Source organism: Thermincola sp. GK-1 (assembly GCF_059412445.1).
In genome coordinates this window covers 76,658-94,202 of the sequence record NZ_JBSQAT010000006.1, presented here as the reverse complement: position 1 = coordinate 94,202, position 17,545 = coordinate 76,658, and the positions used below count along the sequence as shown (strand labels likewise).

Below are 17,545 nucleotides of genomic sequence, written 5' to 3'. Positions count from 1 at the left end.
GGTTTACCGAGCGAACATATGTTCTTGATTTTGTTTCCACTTCATGGTATTATATTTTCAGACGACCGGTGCACCGTTGTCAATATATCTGTGTTTTCTGTGTTGTGGAGGTACGGTAGATGAATATTGACCGGCAGATTTTGGACAGTTTTTTGGAGAAAGTGGAAACTGTGGTTAAACAGGCTATAGGTGAGGTAAAAACTGATATCAACGGCATTAAGTCGGATGTTAGCACACTTAAGTCGGATGTAAGTACGCTCAGGGAAGATGTAAGTACGCTTAAGTCGGAAGTAAGCACGCTGAAGGAAGACGTAGGCATGCTGAAGGAAGATGTAGGCATGCTCAAGTCGGAAATGGCTGAAGTGAAATCTGACATTGGTGTTATGAAAGCTACTCTTCAGGAACATACTGATTTATTACGGCCCTGGAGCACCGCACAGAAGAAAATACTGCCCAATTGTTGCAGATAAGTGAAGATTTAAACTACCTTAAAGGTACTGTAGCAAGTCAGGGTAAAGAGATAGATGAACTGAAAATGTTAAGGTCAGAGGACCGACGTATAATTGAAGCTGTGAGCGCCATGGTGATCAAGCATGAGTCATAGTTGCGCCGATTGGGAGTGGCTGAATCTTGGACTTCGTGTGTCTGAGCAGCCCTCAGCCCGATTATTGAAAGGAGCGGGAAACATGACCAAGGAACGAATAGTCGAAAAACTGGAAAAGTATAAGCAAGCTTTGGCGCGGCTCGAGGAAGCCTTGACAACAAAAGAACCGGATCAGTTTGTGTATGATGCTGCAATCAAGAGGTTTGAATTTACTTATGAACTGGCCTGGAAATTGATGAAGGCTTATTTTGAATATGAGGGGATAGTGGCCGTCAACTCACCGCGGGCAGCCTTTAAGGAAGCTTTTGCGGCAGGACTGATTTTTGATGGGGATGTTTGGATCGAAATGATCAATGACCGAAGTCTGGCTGCTCATACATACAACGAAGAAAGGGCAAAAGAGATTTATAATAAGGTCAGAGAGAAATATTTTAAACAGTTTGCTGCCCTTGATGTCAAGATGTCGGAGGTGGTCCAATGAATTTTGGGCTGCCGGAACGTATCCTGAATGCTATTGTTAGCGAATTACAAAAGCGGGAAAACGTAACCAGGGCGGTTATCTTCGGCTCACGCGCCCGGGGAGATTATAAATACAACTCCGACATCGACCTGGCTGTTTACTGTGAGGGAAAACTGTCCGCCGGGCTATGGCTGGACTTGGATGAGGCGGCGGGAATATATAAAATCGATGTTATAGACATGAACAGCGCTGTGGATGAAAAGCTACGTCAAAGGATTGAGGAGCAGGGTGTGGAGATATACCGTGCAGGAATGGATAAATATCAAAGAAGGCAAAGGACATATGAATATAAAGATACTTTCCACCGATGTTGAATATAATAACCCAACTATTTATCCGGAAGTGTAGAATGCCCTGTTATTTTATTAATGAAAAACCGTAAAGGGAGACATATTAGAAAGGGAAACGAAAGGAGGGGTGATAGCCAATGGTTCGGAAAGCGCCTGCTACTACCAAGCATAAAGGTAGCCAGAAAAATGAGACATATATGCCCGGCATCACCGAGGCCACCGATATGATTCAGCAAATGGGAGATTTGCAGGGAATAGCCCTTGATGAAGGAATAGCGAAAGCTGCAAGAGAAAAGAGCGTTTCTGAGGTAATGGATACCCCCATTGGAGGTTTAAACAATGATATTGCGGCTCCCGTAAATACGGAATAGGGTGTGAGCGGGTTAGGGCCCAATACTTTTAAGGAGTGTTTTTGTTTGAAGGACAGGGAACAAAAAGAAAAAAAGAATTATGATCACGGAAAATATATCGGGAAAACCAATATCCCTGATTACGGTGTACCCTCAGGTGTGCAACTGACGGAAAAACTGAATGAAGAAATAGCGGAAGCAGCTCAAAAGAAGACTCCGGAGTTACTACCGGAAAGATAGGAAGTAATCCGATAACAAATTCCGGGTCCCTAAAAAAGGGAGCCGGCAAATCAGAAATTCCTATTGACAAGCTTATTATTTCTTGATATTATAAATGCAACATAAGGTGACGCCGACTTATGTGCATACATGAATATGGTTTTTTGTCTTCTAGGGTTCCGCCGTAAGGGTCTGGTCCGAGAGAAGACAGCGGTTTATTTGAACCGTACACGGAGGGATAAAAGCCCGGGAGGTAACACCTTATGTTACCCTTGGGCTTTTTGTTTTACAAATTATGTGCGATGTGGCACGAAACACAGGCAGAGAAGCCTTTTCCGGCATCGGAACTGTTGTCGGAAAAGGCTTTTGTATTTTCTGATTTAATAATGTACTCTTAGGCATAGGCGCTTTAAAGTACTGAATGCATGGAAGCTTAAATTGGCGAAGGAGCCTTCTTTATCCATTGTATATTGTGGGTAAAAAGGCTCTTTTTTATTTACCAAAAGAGTTCCCGGGAGTAGAAATGACGCTGGTGTGACTTGCCAGGACAGGGGGTGGTAAGAATTAACCTGCGACCCGAATTTGACAGAAAAAAGTATGTCAGTGTATTAAACCAGAGGTGTATTAAATGAAAACCGGAGGTGTATTAAATGAAATTGAAAAAATGGTTAGCGTTGGGAATGGTTTTGTTAATTGCTGTTTCGCTGCTGGCTGGATGCGGACAGGCTAAAGAAAAAGCTGCAGGTGGCGCCGGGGAGGCGGATGGTTCTAAACAACCAATTAGAATAGCATTGAGCCCCTGGCCCGGCTGGATCCCATGGTACCTGGTAGAGGAAAAGGGTTTCTTTAAAAAATACGGTGTTAATGTGGAACTGAAATGGTTCCCTGTATACAGTGATTCACTACAGGCTCTGGCCACAGGACAGGTGGATGCCAACAGCCAGACTTTAAGCGATACCCTGGCGCCTGTTTCTAAGGGACTGCCCCTCAAAGTAGTTCTTGTCAATGATAACTCCTTTGGCGGCGATGGCGTAGTGGCCAAACCCCAGTATAAAACCATGGCAGATTTGAAAGGCAAAAAAGTTGCCACTGAATTGGGTACTATCGATCACCTGCTGCTGATTACAGGTCTCGATAAGTACGGGCTTCAAGAAAGCGATGTACAGTATACCAACATGACGGTGAATGATGCCGGCCCGGCTTTCATCGCTGGTAATCTTGACGCAGCGGTCTTATGGGAACCGTTTTTGACTAAAGCGGTAAAAGAAGGCAAGGGAAAAATCATATTCTCTTCCAAGGATACCCCGGGACTGATTCCGGACCTGCTGGTATTTAATGAGAAGACTATTAAGGAGCGTCCGGAGGATGTCAAAAAAATTCTGATGGCCTGGTTTGATGCCATGGAGTGGTGGAAGCAAAATCCCGAAGAGGCAATTCAAATAATGGCTAAAAGAGCTGACACCTCGCCCGAGGATTACAAACAATCCGTCCAGAGTGTCAAGATATTTACACTGGAAGACAATATTAAGGCTTTTACCAAGGCCGAAAGTATGGAATACCTCGGATACACAGGTTTAAAGACAGCAAAATTCCTGAAAAGCAAAAACATGTTGGACACTATCCCCGATGTGGAAAAAATATTGGATGATTCTTTTATCCAGGCAATTGCCCGGGAAAGGAAAGAAAAATAGCAGGGGAAACCTTTGGATTTACCCCGTGAGAAGGTGAGGCAAATGAAAAAAGCAAATGGGAGTTTGACTCGAATCAGGGCTGATGTCGGCAGGTCATGGTATATGACGGGAGCGCTGTTGTCATTTGTTGGGCTGTTATTTATCTGGGCACTGCTGAGCTATGGGGAATATGTCAATAGTACTTTTTTACCCACTCCGTCCAGGGTACTGGCGGTATTCGTCCAGATGCTGCAGAGCCCGAACCTCTGGTCAGATATTGGGATCAGTGTTTACCGGGTTACTATGGGATTCCTGCTGGCAGCGGTTATAGGAATCCCGTTGGGGATACTGGCCGGAACCTTTAAGTTTGCCGAAGCTGCTATTCAACCCCTGACCGAATTTATCCGTTATATGCCGGCTACTGCTTTTATCCCTCTGGTCATGGTCTGGGCCGGTATAGGGGAAGGAGCAAAAATCCTGGTTATTTTCATAGGTACCTTCTTTCAGATGGTTTTAATGGTAGCTGATAATATCAGGCTTGTGCCGGAGGATTTACTCAGCGCCTCTTATACCCTGGGGGCGACCAGGTTCCAGGTGATAACAAAAGTGCTAATACCGGCAATGATGCCAAACCTTATGGACACTTTAAGGTTAATGATTGGATGGGCATGGACTTACCTGGTGGTTGCGGAACTGGTTGCAGCTAATTCCGGCCTCGGATACAGTATTTTGAAAGCCCAACGTTTTTTGAAGACTGATGTTATCTTTGTAGGCATTCTGGTAATCGGTATCCTGGGACTGTTGACGGACAGGTTGTTTGCTTTTGCCAATAAGAAGTTATTCCCATGGGCGGAAGGAGGTAGTTAAAATGACAATGGCTGTAAAGGCTAAGGAGGTAAGAGATTACGAGGTATGTGGGCCACCCGGAATGGAAGAGGAAACATATATTCCACCCAAAATAGCCGTCAGGGAAGTCAGTAAGGTGTATACCTCAAAAAACAAGAGCTTCACTGCACTGGAGAACATATTCCTGGAAATCAGGGAAAATGAATTTATCAGTATTGTGGGACCTTCCGGGTGTGGCAAATCCACTCTTTTGAAAATGTTGGCCGGACTTGAAATGCCTACCCAGGGTAAGATCTGGGTGGAAGGTGATGAGGTTCGGGGACCGGGTGCCGACAGGGGTATGGTATTTCAGGCTTATACCCTTTTCCCCTGGCTTACGGTAGCTGACAATATCGCTTTTGGCCTGAAGCTTAACGGTGTACCGGAAATCAGGCGCCGGGAAATAGTGAAAAAATACCTGAACCTGATTGGTCTGGAACGGTTTGCCAACAGCTACCCGAAGGAGTTATCAGGAGGGATGAAACAGCGGGTTGCCATTGCCAGGGCACTGGCTAACAACCCGAGTGTGCTTCTGATGGACGAACCCTTTGGGGCCCTTGACCCGCAAACCAAGGCGACCATGCAGGAATTACTGCTTGCTATCTGGAGACAGGAAAGGTCTACAGTGGTTTTTATCACTCATGATATAGAGGAAGCAATTTTCCTCAGCCAGAGGGTATATGTGATGCAGAGCGGCCCTGGCCGCATCGTGGCAGAATTTAAGATCGATCTGCCCGAACAGAGAAACAATGATATTAAAGATACCAAAGCATTTATCAATCTGAAGAGAAAAATTGTTGCCCTGATCAAAAACTAGCAACCAATACAGAAAGGGGAAATGTAAAATGGGATTTTTTCATAAGGAACATTTCGAAGGGATACAGGCAGCCAATGCCGAGGCGAAAATACCTGATACCAAGTGTAAAGAGGAAATCCGGCGAAGTCTGGAATACGGGCTGGAGGCCGCTGACAGCATACAAGACAGGAATATAAGCTGCTTCTCTCGCGGTGAATTGCCGCACTTCGCGGGAATCAACACATTGCTCAAGGTACCGTACCTGGAAGACGTCCGCAAGGTGGGTGAATATGACGTGGCCTTCATGGGCGTGCCTCATGACTGCGGCACAACTTACCGGTCGGGCACCAGGTTTGGCCCCCAAGCTATGAGGCGGATTTCGGCCTTATATACACCGTACTATTTTGAGATGGGTGTTGACCTCCGTGAGTCCCTGAAGATGTGTGATGTAGGTGATGTCTTTACGATTAACGCCAATAACGAAAAAAGCTTTGACCAGATTTCCAAGGCAGTGTCCCACGTTTTTGCCAGTGGTGCCATGCCCATGATAATGGGTGGAGACCATTCCATCGGTTATCCTTGTGTAAGGGGTATTGCCCCGCATATTGACGGCAACATAGGGATTATCCACCTGGACAGGCATGCCGATACCCAGGAAAAGGATATGGACGAGAGGATGCATACCTGCCCGTGGTTTCATGCAACCAATATTCCCAATGCCCCGGCTGTTAACCTGGTCCAGATCGGCATTGGCGGTTGGCAGGTGCCGCGCGACGGTGTGAAAGTTGCTCGCGAGAGGGGAACAACTATAATTTCTGTGGCCGATTGTGAAAAGATAGGTATCGAAAAAGTGGCCGAAATAGCCCTCGAGGTGGCCTGGAAAGGGGCTAAAGCGGTTTATTTGAGTTTTGACATTGATTGTGTTGATGCTGGTTTTGTTCCTGGGACCGGGTGGCCGGAGCCGGGTGGATTCCTACCGCGAGAAGCATTGAAACTGCTTCAACTGGTAGCCAAGGAAGGAATTTGTGCCATGGAAGTGGTGGAGGTTTCACCACCGTATGATATTAGTGATATTACAGCCCAGTTGGGTGTGAGGGCCATGCTTGATGTACTCGCTACTATGGTGGCTAATGGCAAACTTCCCAAAAAGTAAATTATTGATTAGATTTGGAAGGTTTGCCCGCTTAAGCGGGCAAACCTTTCATCATCAGCACTCTGATTAGCATGCGGTTCGTTGTTACTGCAACGTATGCTCAAAATATAAACAGGTATATTTCTCTGGCGGCCGGGCTAGATTCTCTTTATTAATCATTGAAGTAGGAGGTTGAGCAATGTTACCGACACCTAAGAAGTATTTTCTTACCGCTGCTTCTGCGGAAGGCAGGAGCAGGCTTACAGCTTTTGATAACGCTTTGTTAAATGCAAGAATCGGCAACCTTAATTTGATCAGAGTTAGCAGTATCTTGCCGCCTACCGCTGAACTGGATAACGATCTGGTCATCCCGCCCGGGTCACTTGTGCCAACGGCCTATGGATTTATTGTTAGCGATGTGCCTGGGGAGCTGATATCCGCGGCGGTAGCCGTAGGTATTTCAGAAGAAAGCTTCGGTGTAATCATGGAATTTTCCGGCAAGTGCAGTAAAGCCGAAGCCGAAGAAACTGTTGCCGCTATGGTGCGGGAGGGTTTTGAAACGCGCCGGAAGCCTCTGAAAGAGATCAAAGTAGCGGCTGTAGAGCACCGGGTTGAGAAGATTGGCTGCTGTCTTGCTGCTATACCCCTTTGGTATTGAGCGAACATACTAAATGGATGTAAAGATTTTGTATATATGATTAATCAGGTAACAGGTAATATTTTATCAATATATTTGAAAATTACCTGTTACCTGACCTTATTAGAATTCTTGAAAAAAGGCATAAAGAAAGAGGTGGCAGTTATGCGTTTGACTCCCCGTGAGCAGGAAAAACTGTTGGTTTACTTGGCTGCCCAACTGGCCTGGGAGCGGAAAGCAAGGGGACTCAAGCTGAACTACCCCGAGGCGGTGGCAATTATTACATCGGCTATTCAGGAAGGGGCCAGGGACGGCAGAACCGTTGCCGAACTTATGCAGTATGGCGCCCAGATTTTAACCAGCGAAGACGTTATGCCAGGCGTCAGTGAAATGATTCATGAAATACAGGTGGAAGCTACTTTTCCTGACGGCACAAAACTGGTAACAGTACATAATCCGATAAGGTAGGTGAGGATCTATGATACCGGGAGAGTATATTTTGGGTGAAGGTGAGATTGAAGCAAACAAGGGCAGGAAAACGGTGCAGATTACCGTTGCCAATACGGGTGACAGGCCGGTACAGGTAGGTTCACATTTTCATTTCTTTGAGGTGAATAAGTTTCTGGAATTTGACAGGGCCAAAGCTCTGGGGATGCGGCTCAACATTCCGGCGGGGACTGCCGTGAGGTTTGAACCCGGAGAAGAAAAGGATGTTACACTGGTAGAAATTGGCGGTAAAAAAACAGTCTACGGGCTTAACGGCCTGACTGAGGGGGCGGTCCGTTCCGCGGCGACAGCGAACTGCGCCATTGAAAAGGCGGTTAGAGGGAAATTTAAGGGTGCGCAAAAACCCTGCCTTGGCAAAAAGTAGCTTGAAGAGGTGAGAAAATAATGAGTTTGAAAATGACGCGCCGGGAGTATGCCGATATGTTTGGACCTACGGTGGGAGACAGGGTGCGCTTGGCCGATACTGATATTATCATTGAAGTTGAACGCGATTTTACGGTTTACGGAGACGAGTGCAAATTCGGCGGGGGTAAGGTGCTGCGGGACGGGATGGGCCAGTCCCCGAACGCCACCAGGGAAGAGGGGGTTTTGGACCTGGTCATCACTAATGCACTGATCCTCGACTACTGGGGTATTGTTAAGGCCGATATCGGTATCCGTGACGGAAGAATTGTCGGTATAGGCAAGGCTGGGAACCCTAACCTGATGGACGGGGTTGACCCCGGTATGGTTGTGGGGGCAGCTACGGAAGTTATTGCCGGGGAAGGGATGATTGTAACACCCGGTGGGATAGATACCCACATTCACTTTATTTCCCCGCAGCAGGTAGAAACGGCCATTGCCTCCGGAATCACAACCATGATTGGCGGGGGCACAGGTCCGGCAACAGGGACCAATGCCACTACCTGCACCCCGGGAGCCTGGAATATTCATAAGATGCTGGAAGCCGCGGAAGAGTTTCCGGTGAACATGGGTTTTCTGGGCAAAGGCAACTGTTCTTTTGCAGCCCCTTTGATCGAACAGGTTATGTCCGGGGCTATGGGCTTAAAACTTCATGAAGACTGGGGGTCCACACCTGCAGCCATTGACAAGTGCCTGCGTGTTGCCGATGAATACGATGTACAGGTAGCCATCCATACCGACACCCTGAACGAAGCCGGGTTTGTGGAAGATACAATTGCCGCAATCAACGGGCGGACCATTCACACTTACCATACTGAAGGCGCGGGTGGCGGCCATGCCCCCGATATCATCAGGATTGCCGCCGAACCCAACGTATTGCCTTCATCCACAAACCCTACGCGCCCTTTTACAATTAACACTGTCGACGAGCACCTGGATATGCTGATGGTCTGCCATCACCTGGACAGCAAAGTACCTGAGGATGTTGCCTTTGCAGATTCGCGGATAAGGGCCGAAACCATTGCCGCCGAAGACATTCTTCATGACCTGGGCGTTTTCAGTATGTTCAGCTCTGATTCTCAGGCTATGGGCCGGGTAGGTGAGGTTATTATCCGGACCTGGCAGACAGCGGACAAGATGAAAAAACAGCGCGGGCCTTTACCTGAAGATAGCAGCAGGAATGATAATTTCCGGGCCAAGCGTTATATTGCCAAATACACCATCAATCCGGCCGTTACTCACGGGATCAGCAGGTATGTGGGTTCTATTGAAACCGGGAAACTGGCTGACATTGTCCTGTGGCAGCCCAAGTTTTTCGGCGTAAAGCCGGAAATAGTGATCAAGGGCGGTATGATAGCCTACAGCCAGATGGGCGATGCCAATGCCTCTATCCCTACGCCGCAGCCCGTCTTTTCCAGGCCTATGTTCGGTGCCCTGGGCAAAGCAAAGTTCCGGACCTGTTTGACCTTTGTATCGGAATACGCTTTTGTCCATGGTGTTAAATCTCTGCTGGGCTTGGAAAAAGAGGTTGTGCCGGTGAAGAACTGCCGGAGCATATCTAAAAAGCAGATGCTCCACAACGATGCGCTGCCGGATATTACCGTTGACCCGGAAACCTATGAAGTAAGGGTCAACGGGGAGCTTTTAACCTGCGAGCCGGCGAAGGAACTGCCGCTTGCCCAGAGATACTTTCTGTTTTAATCTCCACTTTAATCTCCACACCCGGTTAGAGAGGTGATGACTGTGATATTTAAAGAAGTACTTGGTAACTTACATGACCTGGACATACCGGATCATCGTATTGAAAAAGTGGCCCTTGAATGGTTTGAACTGGATAAAAGGCTGCTATGCAAAACCACTGATAAGGGCAACGACATCGGGATTGCCGTGGAAGGGAGACGGCGGTTGCGGCATGGCGATATCCTTTTGCTTACGCCCGAAAGGGTCATCGCTGTTGAAGTACTGCCCACGAAAGCCATTGTGCTGGAACCCAGAAATATGCCGGAGATGGCTCAGGTTTGCTACCAGTTGGGGAACCGGCATGCTCCCTTGTATATGAGCGGGGAACAGATCCTGGTCCCTTTTGACCAGACAATAGTGGAATTGTTCGAACGCCTGAATATCCCTGTCAAAATTGAAAGGAGGAGGTTGGAACATGGCCTCCTGCCTGAATCACCTCACCATCACTGAACAAAGCTTACTGTCATTACTACAAATCAGTGACAGTTTTTTTCCCACCGGCGCCTTTTCGCATTCCTATGGGTTAGAGACTTATGTGCAGGAGGGCCAGGTGGCATCCAAAGAAACATTGGCCCGCTTCCTTACTGCTTACCTGCTGGAATCCACCGCCACTTCAGACTGCCTGGCCATGGTTTTGGCTTACGGATATGTCGAAAATGAGGAGTGGGAAAAGGTCCTGAAACTGGACTACCTACTTTCAGCACAAAAACTGGCCAGGGAGAGCCGTGAAGCGAGTGTTAAAACGGGTACCCGGATGCTGCGGGCAGTTATGAAGCTAATTGAGGACTCAAGGTTAGTCCGGTTGAGTGATTTGATAGATTCCGGACAAGCTTTTGGCAATCATGCGGTAGTCTATGGCATAGTAGCGAAGGTTTATGGATTTGGGATAAAAGAGGCGGCACTGGCTTATGTATATGCTGTGACCGCAAGTATGATAAACAATGCCGTCCGATTAATACCTTTGGGACAAAATGACGGCCAGTGGGTCCTGGCCCAACTACAGGATTTAATGGCTGAAACAGCTAAGAAGGCCATGCAGTTTTCACTTGAGGATATAGGGTCGTCGGCCCCCGCCCTGGAGATCAGGTCAATGCAGCACGAGAGGTTGTATTCGCGGCTTTTTATGTCATAGGCCTAAAATTCAGATTTTCTACATGGCTACAAATTAAGGGCCTTATATATTTGTCGGTTATCAATTGGTTGAACAGTTTTAAATTTTTTGTAGAGGAAGTGGTTAATTTGAGTCAGCTAGCACATCATTTAAAGCCTGTAAGAATAGGCATCGGGGGGCCTGTTGGTTCGGGAAAAACCGCCTTAATAGAAAAACTGACCCGCCGCCTCCACAAGGAGTACAGCCTGGCTGTAGTGACCAACGATATATATACAAAGGAAGACGCTGAATTTCTTACTCGCAACGGGGTTCTGCCGGCGGACAGGATCATCGGCGTGGAAACCGGGGGATGCCCCCATACTGCTATCCGCGAAGATGCTTCCATGAACCTGGAGGCAATTGACAAACTTTCAAACAGGTTTCCCGACCTTGACATTATCTTTGTGGAAAGCGGCGGTGACAACCTTTCTGCCACTTTCAGCCCCGAACTGGTGGACTTGTTCATTTTTGTCATTGACGTATCCGAGGGTGACAAAATCCCGCGGAAAGGCGGGCCGGCCATATCAAGATCAGACCTGCTGGTAATCAATAAGATTGACCTGGCCCCATACGTAGGGGCCGACCTGGGAGTAATGGAACGGGATTCGCGGAAGATGAGGGGGCAGCGTCCCTTCATATTTACCAATTTGTTTACAGAAGAGGGCCTCAATGAGGTAATATCTTGGATCAAAAAGCACGCTTTACTGGAGGACCTGGCATGTTAAAACCCAATTTACAAACGCCCGGAACAGATTCTGTCATACCCGGGGTGACCAGGCAGAGCAATATTGTGAAACTGCAATACGGCGACAAGGGTGAACTGATGCTGCGTCTTGGCGTAAAAAACGGGAGAACAGTGATATTAGACGCGTACAACAAGGCGCCTCTGAAGATAGCCAAACCTTTCTATCTGGAGCCGGAGTCGGGTGAAATCTTTATTTACCAGATGAACCCCTCTGGCGGCATGCTCCAGGGAGACGTATATCGCCAGGAAGTAGAAATCGAACCCGGCGGGCGCCTGTTTATGTCGACCCAGTCGGCCACCAGGATATACCGTACACCTCAATGTTGTGCTGCACAATACAATTTATTCAGGCTTGGCAGAGATGCCCTTTTCGAGTATTTTCCCGACCCGTCAATCCCCTTTGCTGGATCAAAGTTTGTAGGGGATACGGAAGTCCATTTGACAAAAGGCTGTACGGCCTTCCTGTCCGAAATAGTGACCCCGGGCAGAATCAAGCGCAACGAGGTTTTTCAATATGAGTATTACCGTTCAAAAACCAGGGTTTACTGGGATGGGGAGCCGGTACTGTGGGATAACTGGTGCCTGAGTCCCAGGCAGAACGATATTGCTTCTCTTGGCATTTGCGACGGCTTTACTCACCAGGGGAGCCTCTTTATATTTTCTGAAAAAGTATGTCAGGGCCTGGCTGACAATTTACATGAGAGGCTGCTCGAACAAAAGGATGTTATGGGCAGCGCTTCACTTACAGTTAAAAACGGTATTGCGGTACGGCTGCTGGGAAGAAGAGCAGACCAGGTTGAAGAGGCCGTTAAATCCTGTTGGGACATTGCTCGCCGTGCGATTATTGGTTTGCCAAGGCCCCATGTCAGGAAGTATTAAGTAACTTTATACGCAAGGGTATTAAGGGAAAAAGCAGCGTACTCTATTCACAAGTCAAATTACTCCAGATGATAACTGAAAAAATCCAGAAGAAACCTTGAAATTGCGGAGAATTAAGCAGCTAAAAGGAAAAGGGCCGCCTGGAAGAAAGGAGGTTGCAGTCTGCTCAGGGCGTTCCCGCATCTATTTCAAGGGAGGTTTTAAATATGTTGCCGCTTGCATTAAGTATCGGAATTTTAGCCGGCATTTGGACTTTTGTTTCTGGGAGTTTTCAAATTCTAACCTGGCCGGCGTTTGTGGGTTGGGCTCTGTTTTTTGCGGCAGGAGGAGACAATGAGTCAGTGAAAAAAGTCCTTGGCCCCGGTTTACTAGGTATGGTTCTTGGTCTGGCCGTTGTCAAAGGCGCTGCCCTGATTCCCGGAGCCTGGTTTGTGGCTGTTGGTGTAACTGTTATCGCTATCATCATGGTTATGGTCATGCCTGTTAAATTATTTTCCTTTACACCTGCGGCTTTTGCCGGTTGTGCAGTCTATTTTGGTGCTAATGGGGATATTATGGCGGCGGTGATTCCTTTTGTTTTCGGAACAGTACTTGGCTGGGTATCGGCGGTGCTGCCAAAGTATTTCCAAAAGCCTAACTTAGAATAATCCATAATTAATTAGGGCCAAAAGGGCGCTGCGCAATCCAGTGCCCTTTACTAATTTATGTCGGTTGGCAGAAGGTGAAGTTAATATCAAAAGAGAAATATTGAGTAAAATAAAAATGAGCAAAGGAGTTAATGGGAATGGTTGTTTTAGTAGTAAATTGTGGCAGTTCTTCGTTAAAATTTCAGTTATTTGACATGCGTTCAGAAGAGGTTTTGGCCAGGGGCCTTGTAGAACGTATTGGGTTAAGCGGCGGGAAGTTTAAATACTACCGGGGAACCGAAGAACCTATTGAATTTACTGACAGCCAGGTTTATGCTTCCCATGCCAATGCCCTGGAGGCTGTTTTAAAGGCCTTAACCCAACGGGATTACGGGGTTATTTCCGATATTAGTACCATTAATGCTGTGGGACACCGGGTCGCCCACGGGGGCGAACTCTTCACAGCCGCGACCCTTATTACCGAAGAAGTATTAAGGGGAATTAAAGATTGTATTTCGCTGGCCCCCCTGCATAATCCGGCGAATGTAACAGGTATAGAGGAATGTATGCGGTTGATGCCGGGTACGCCTCAGGTGGCCGTATTCGATACGGCCTTTCACCAGACTATGCCGGAAGAGGCTTACCTTTATGCTATACCATATGCATACTACCAAAAGCATAAAATTCGCCGTTACGGGTTTCATGGCAGTTCACATCGCTATGTGGCAGAGCAGGCCGCTGAGCTTTTAAATAAGCCTCTTGACCGGTTAAAGCTTATTTCCTGCCATCTGGGGAACGGGTCCAGTATATGCGCCATTAAAGAAGGTCGTTCCATTGATACCAGTATGGGCTTTACACCGCTGGAAGGCCTTCCGATGGGCAGCCGGAGCGGCACTATTGACCCCGCCATTATTGAATTTTTAGTGAAAAAAGAAAACATGTCTCTTGATGGGGTTATGGAAGTATTAAACAAGAAGAGTGGCGTTTACGGCATTTCCGGGGTCAGCAGTGATTTCCGGGATTTGGAGCAGGCGGCTGCCGGAGGAAATCACCTATGTGATGTGGCCATCCAGGTGTTCTGCAGGTCTGTTAAAAAGTATATCGGTTCTTATTATGCTTTGCTTGAAGGGTTGGATGCCTTGATTTTCACGGCAGGTATCGGAGAAAACTCTGCCTTGGTAAGAGAGAAAATTTGCACCGGGTTGGAGCATATGGGAATAAAATTAGATCGGCGCAGAAACTTAACTCCCGATGCCATAACTGTTTCCGCTGAAGATTCAAAAGTAAAAATAATGGTCATTTCCACTAATGAAGAACTGCTGATAGCCCGGGATGCACAAAAAATAATTCTCCAGAGAAGTATTCCCTCATAAATTTCCACAAGGATTTTTCAGGACCGGGGCCAAAATTATAATTAAAGCCACAGTTCATCTTATTTGGGGGGGTCCCTGTGCAGGAATACGGGGTGGAAAGTCTTACAGAAATTATTGACATAGAAGTGCTGCAGGAAGTTCAGGATAAATTTGCCCAGGCAACGGGCCTGGCCGCGGTTATCGCCGACAAAGACGGTAATCCCCTTACCAGGCCGAGTTGTTTTACCAGGTTTTGTGAGTTAATCAGGTCTACACCGGGCGGTTTGGTGAAATGCCAGCAGTCCGACGCAAAGCTCGGCCTTATGGCCAGCCAGTCGCAAAAACCCGTAATGGCCTACTGCCATGCCGGTTTAATGGATTTAGCAGCTCCCATAATAGTTAACGGAAAACACCTGGGGTCTGTACTATGCGGTCAGGTCCTGCCGGAAAAGTCACCGTCCAAAAACCGAGAACTGGCCGCCTACTTGTTTAACTGTCTCGGGAACTTGCCGGACGGTGATAAGTTGGTAGAGGAACTGCCGGTTATGTCTACTGTTAGGTTTGAGGCTGCAGCCGGATTACTCCAGATAATGGCCCAGTATATTGTGCAGATAGGCATTAACTCGTTGAATGAAAAACTGGTTAATCAAAAAAACATGGAACTGATGCAGGAGGAAGCTTCCCGAATCCGTCTGGAAAACGACTTAAAAACCATGGAATTGAAAGCCCTCCAGTCACAGGTGAATCCTCATTTTTTGTTTAACACGTTAAATACTATTGTAAGACTGGCTATGATAGAAGGGGCCGAAGAAACTGAAAAGGTGTCTTATGCCCTGGCCCACCTGCTCCGGTATACCCTGCGCAGGATAGAACAGGAAGTTACTCTGCTGGATGAAGTAAAACATGTAGAAGAGTATTTGATGATACAACAGTACCGGTATGGAGACCGGCTGAAATCAGAAATTGACATTTCAGAGAAAGCGGCACGACTGAAGCTGCCAATCCTGACTTTGCAGCCTCTGGTCGAAAATGCTATAGTCCATGGCCTGGAACCTAAGATTGAAGGAGGGAATATCAGAATTGCCGCAGCGGAAGAAGGCTCCATAGTCAGGATTACAGTAGAGGATAATGGCATGGGGATGACCGAACAGCGATTGCAGGAAATCTGTCACTCATTGGCCGCTCAAACAGGGCGCGGCCATACCACGGGAATAGGTTTCACCAATGTTATAAAAAGGTTGTCCCATTATTTTGGCGAAAAATTTTCTTATGAAATACACAGCGAAATAGCAAAGGGAACCAGGATTTTGCTGAAATGCCCTTTACCGGAAGAGGTCGAAAACGATGTATAGTTTCATGGTAGTTGACGATGAACAGTTGGAACGAAAAGCTATTCAGGTAATAATGGAGCGGCGCAGTTTGCCCTTTAAATGTGTTGCTGAAGCAGGACATGGTGCGGAAGCGGTGAGTAAAGCCGCTGAACAAAAGCCGGACCTGATATTTATGGATATCCAGATGCCTGGAATGAATGGCCTGGAGGCAGCAAAAAAAATTCTTGAGACAAACCCCAAGTGCCGGGTTGTATTTCTTACAGCGTATGACCAGTTCGAGTACGCCCGGAAAGGCTTACAGATGGGAGCTGCTGATTATCTGTTGAAACCTGTCAGGCCCGATATACTGGAAGAAACATGCCGTAAAGTAATGGAGAGCCTGGAGTACGAACGGCGGAAAATGACTGAACATGAACAACTGCAGCAGGAACTCCGGCAATCCAGGCCGATGATTCAGACCGCCCTGGTTTATGACCTGCTTTACGGTAATTTTTATAATAAAGAAGGATTCCGGGACAAGAACGAATATCTGAATTTTGAATTTAAGAGCGCTCTGGTAATGGTCATTTCTATTAAAAGCCCAAATAACCCCAGGCCTATCCAACAGGCATGTAAATCCATCAAAGATTTTTTGGCAGATATTCCTTTTGCCTTTGTAGTGCCCGTAGGAATGGACCGTATCGCATTCCTGTGGGGTCATAACATGGAACAGGTTGAATTAACCCTGCAGGATATGAAGGAAATGGCTTATAATTTACAGCAGCAGGTTGCCCAGGAAACAGGGTTGGATAGCTGTATTGGTATCGGATGGGTTTATCATGACTTTGCTGATTTATATAAGTCATACCGGGAAGCCTGCAGCGCCGTAAACCTGGCCAACCTCCTGCAAGGCAAAAATTCGGTGTTGCATATAAGTGAGTGTGTCAGGTATTACAACAACATTCCTGAATATTCCCTGGGGGCAGAAAAGAAATTGGCCGAACTGGTCCTCCAGGGAAACTGTGAGGGGATTGGTGAATGTGTTCAGGAACTTTACCAGGCAATTTTCCGCTCTTGTAGCGGCAATCTGATCTGGGCAAAAGCGCGGTGCCTCCAACTGCTTGGGGTCCTGTGCAGGGTGGCCGCAGATGCAAGGGCTGATGCCGAGGAGTTAGTCAGAATAAATTCAAACCTGGTAAACGAACTATTGGAACTCAACCAGTTAGAGGAGCTAAAGGGATGGATGCAGAAGGGTTTTGCTGAAGTTACCATGCTGGTTAAAAAGACCTGGGAGCTGTCATCCAACAGGGTAATTAAACAGGTGCAGGACTATGTTGAACAAAACCTGCACAAAAACATAACCCTGGAAGACATATGCGGGGTGGTTTACCTGAATCCCCAGTATTTTAGCAGGCTGTTTAAAAAGGAAACAGGGATAACCTTTATTGAATATTTAACCAGGAGACGTATTGAGCGGGCCAAGATTTTATTGAAAGAAGAAGGTTTGTCTGTTTCACTTACAGCCAGGAAGGTAGGTTTTGCTGATGCCAATTACTTTAGCCGGGTCTTTTGCAGGTTGGAAGGCATACCACCCAGTGAATACGCCAGGAAAAGGCCCTGAATTTCATAAAAAGTCAAGAAAAGATAGTAGAAGGACAAAATAGTCCAGTTTGCATAAAGCAGGCTGGATTATTTTTTTTGCCCTGTTTGGAAGAGTCAAACCTGTCCAGA

At 47.1% G+C, this 17,545-nt stretch carries 22 protein-coding genes and 1 riboswitch; all 22 genes read left to right on the top strand.

The window, feature by feature from the left end:
- Nucleotides 1–119 precede the first annotated feature (119 nt).
- The 22 genes from ACSNJE_RS07620 to ACSNJE_RS07515 all read left to right on the top strand — a co-directional run bounded on the left by ACSNJE_RS07620 (nucleotide 120) and on the right by ACSNJE_RS07515 (nucleotide 17,435).
- Nucleotides 120–470: a hypothetical protein gene (locus ACSNJE_RS07620; RefSeq protein ID WP_495252370.1), complete on the top strand. Its 351-nt coding sequence runs from the start codon at nucleotides 120–122 to the stop codon at nucleotides 468–470.
- Nucleotides 458–604 carry a hypothetical protein gene (locus ACSNJE_RS07615; RefSeq protein WP_495252369.1) on the top strand — a complete coding sequence of 49 codons (147 nt, stop codon included), beginning with the start codon at nucleotides 458–460 and terminating at the stop codon, nucleotides 602–604. The genes ACSNJE_RS07620 and ACSNJE_RS07615 overlap by 13 nt, the downstream gene beginning before the upstream one ends.
- 82 nt (nucleotides 605–686) lie before the next feature.
- The gene (locus ACSNJE_RS07610; RefSeq protein WP_495252368.1) at nucleotides 687–1,085 is read left to right on the top strand and encodes a nucleotidyltransferase substrate binding protein; all 399 of its coding nucleotides are present in this window, start codon (nucleotides 687–689) and stop codon (nucleotides 1,083–1,085) included.
- On the top strand, nucleotides 1,082–1,438 hold the full coding sequence (locus tag ACSNJE_RS07605; protein WP_495252367.1) for a nucleotidyltransferase family protein: 357 nt from the start codon (nucleotides 1,082–1,084) through the stop codon (nucleotides 1,436–1,438). The genes ACSNJE_RS07610 and ACSNJE_RS07605 overlap by 4 nt, the downstream gene beginning before the upstream one ends.
- Nucleotides 1,439–1,551: 113 nt before the next feature.
- On the top strand, nucleotides 1,552–1,785 hold the full coding sequence (locus ACSNJE_RS07600; protein ID WP_474773713.1) for a hypothetical protein: 234 nt from the start codon (nucleotides 1,552–1,554) through the stop codon (nucleotides 1,783–1,785).
- 45 nt (nucleotides 1,786–1,830) lie between these two features.
- A complete protein-coding gene (locus ACSNJE_RS07595; protein WP_474773714.1) occupies nucleotides 1,831–2,004 on the top strand; it encodes a hypothetical protein in 174 nt (57 codons plus the stop codon).
- A gap of 139 nt (nucleotides 2,005–2,143) precedes the next feature.
- A riboswitch (guanidine-I (ykkC/yxkD leader) is annotated at nucleotides 2,144–2,238 on the top strand.
- 395 nt (nucleotides 2,239–2,633) lie between these two features.
- Nucleotides 2,634–3,674, top strand: coding sequence for an ABC transporter substrate-binding protein (locus ACSNJE_RS07590; protein ID WP_495252366.1), 1,041 nt, complete (start codon nucleotides 2,634–2,636; stop codon nucleotides 3,672–3,674).
- 42 nt (nucleotides 3,675–3,716) lie between these two features.
- Nucleotides 3,717–4,520 (top strand): ABC transporter permease, encoded by an 804-nt coding sequence (locus ACSNJE_RS07585; protein ID WP_495252365.1) that lies wholly within the window; start codon nucleotides 3,717–3,719, stop codon nucleotides 4,518–4,520.
- A gap of 1 nt (nucleotide 4,521) precedes the next feature.
- The gene (locus tag ACSNJE_RS07580; protein WP_495252364.1) at nucleotides 4,522–5,355 is read left to right on the top strand and encodes an ABC transporter ATP-binding protein; all 834 of its coding nucleotides are present in this window, start codon (nucleotides 4,522–4,524) and stop codon (nucleotides 5,353–5,355) included.
- 28 nt (nucleotides 5,356–5,383) lie between these two features.
- Nucleotides 5,384–6,487 (top strand): agmatinase family protein, encoded by a 1,104-nt coding sequence (locus ACSNJE_RS07575; RefSeq protein ID WP_495252363.1) that lies wholly within the window; start codon nucleotides 5,384–5,386, stop codon nucleotides 6,485–6,487.
- A gap of 178 nt (nucleotides 6,488–6,665) precedes the next feature.
- Nucleotides 6,666–7,124: a pyruvoyl-dependent arginine decarboxylase gene (locus tag ACSNJE_RS07570; RefSeq protein WP_495252362.1), complete on the top strand. Its 459-nt coding sequence runs from the start codon at nucleotides 6,666–6,668 to the stop codon at nucleotides 7,122–7,124.
- Nucleotides 7,125–7,268: 144 nt separating this feature from the next.
- Nucleotides 7,269–7,571 (top strand): urease subunit gamma, encoded by a 303-nt coding sequence (ureA, locus tag ACSNJE_RS07565; RefSeq protein WP_013119499.1) that lies wholly within the window; start codon nucleotides 7,269–7,271, stop codon nucleotides 7,569–7,571.
- Between the two features lie 10 nt (nucleotides 7,572–7,581).
- Nucleotides 7,582–7,974, top strand: a complete 393-nt coding sequence (gene ureB / locus ACSNJE_RS07560) for an urease subunit beta (protein WP_474773718.1) — start codon at nucleotides 7,582–7,584, stop codon at nucleotides 7,972–7,974.
- A gap of 20 nt (nucleotides 7,975–7,994) precedes the next feature.
- Nucleotides 7,995–9,713, top strand: a complete 1,719-nt coding sequence (gene ureC / locus ACSNJE_RS07555; RefSeq protein ID WP_495252361.1) for an urease subunit alpha — start codon at nucleotides 7,995–7,997, stop codon at nucleotides 9,711–9,713.
- Between the two features lie 42 nt (nucleotides 9,714–9,755).
- The gene (locus ACSNJE_RS07550; RefSeq protein ID WP_495252360.1) at nucleotides 9,756–10,202 is read left to right on the top strand and encodes an urease accessory protein UreE; all 447 of its coding nucleotides are present in this window, start codon (nucleotides 9,756–9,758) and stop codon (nucleotides 10,200–10,202) included.
- On the top strand, nucleotides 10,168–10,884 hold the full coding sequence (locus ACSNJE_RS07545; RefSeq protein WP_495252359.1) for an urease accessory protein UreF: 717 nt from the start codon (nucleotides 10,168–10,170) through the stop codon (nucleotides 10,882–10,884). Before ACSNJE_RS07550 ends, ACSNJE_RS07545 begins: the two co-directional genes overlap by 35 nt.
- A 107-nt stretch (nucleotides 10,885–10,991) precedes the next feature.
- Nucleotides 10,992–11,627, top strand: a complete 636-nt coding sequence (gene ureG, locus ACSNJE_RS07540) for an urease accessory protein UreG (protein ID WP_461568292.1) — start codon at nucleotides 10,992–10,994, stop codon at nucleotides 11,625–11,627.
- Nucleotides 11,621–12,526 carry an urease accessory protein UreD gene (locus tag ACSNJE_RS07535; RefSeq protein WP_474773721.1) on the top strand — a complete coding sequence of 302 codons (906 nt, stop codon included), beginning with the start codon at nucleotides 11,621–11,623 and terminating at the stop codon, nucleotides 12,524–12,526. The genes ureG and ACSNJE_RS07535 overlap by 7 nt, the downstream gene beginning before the upstream one ends.
- 206 nt (nucleotides 12,527–12,732) lie before the next feature.
- The gene (locus tag ACSNJE_RS07530; protein WP_495252358.1) at nucleotides 12,733–13,173 is read left to right on the top strand and encodes a DUF1097 domain-containing protein; all 441 of its coding nucleotides are present in this window, start codon (nucleotides 12,733–12,735) and stop codon (nucleotides 13,171–13,173) included.
- A 137-nt stretch (nucleotides 13,174–13,310) separates the two neighbouring features.
- Entirely contained in the window at nucleotides 13,311–14,525 is a 1,215-nt protein-coding gene (locus tag ACSNJE_RS07525) for an acetate/propionate family kinase (RefSeq protein ID WP_013119507.1), read from the top strand.
- Nucleotides 14,526–14,602: 77 nt separating this feature from the next.
- Complete coding sequence (locus ACSNJE_RS07520) at nucleotides 14,603–15,856, top strand: sensor histidine kinase (RefSeq protein WP_052218557.1); 1,254 nt, start codon at nucleotides 14,603–14,605, stop codon at nucleotides 15,854–15,856.
- A complete protein-coding gene (locus ACSNJE_RS07515; protein ID WP_052218558.1) occupies nucleotides 15,849–17,435 on the top strand; it encodes a response regulator transcription factor in 1,587 nt (528 codons plus the stop codon). The genes ACSNJE_RS07520 and ACSNJE_RS07515 overlap by 8 nt, the downstream gene beginning before the upstream one ends.
- Nucleotides 17,436–17,545: the final 110 nt, after the last annotated feature.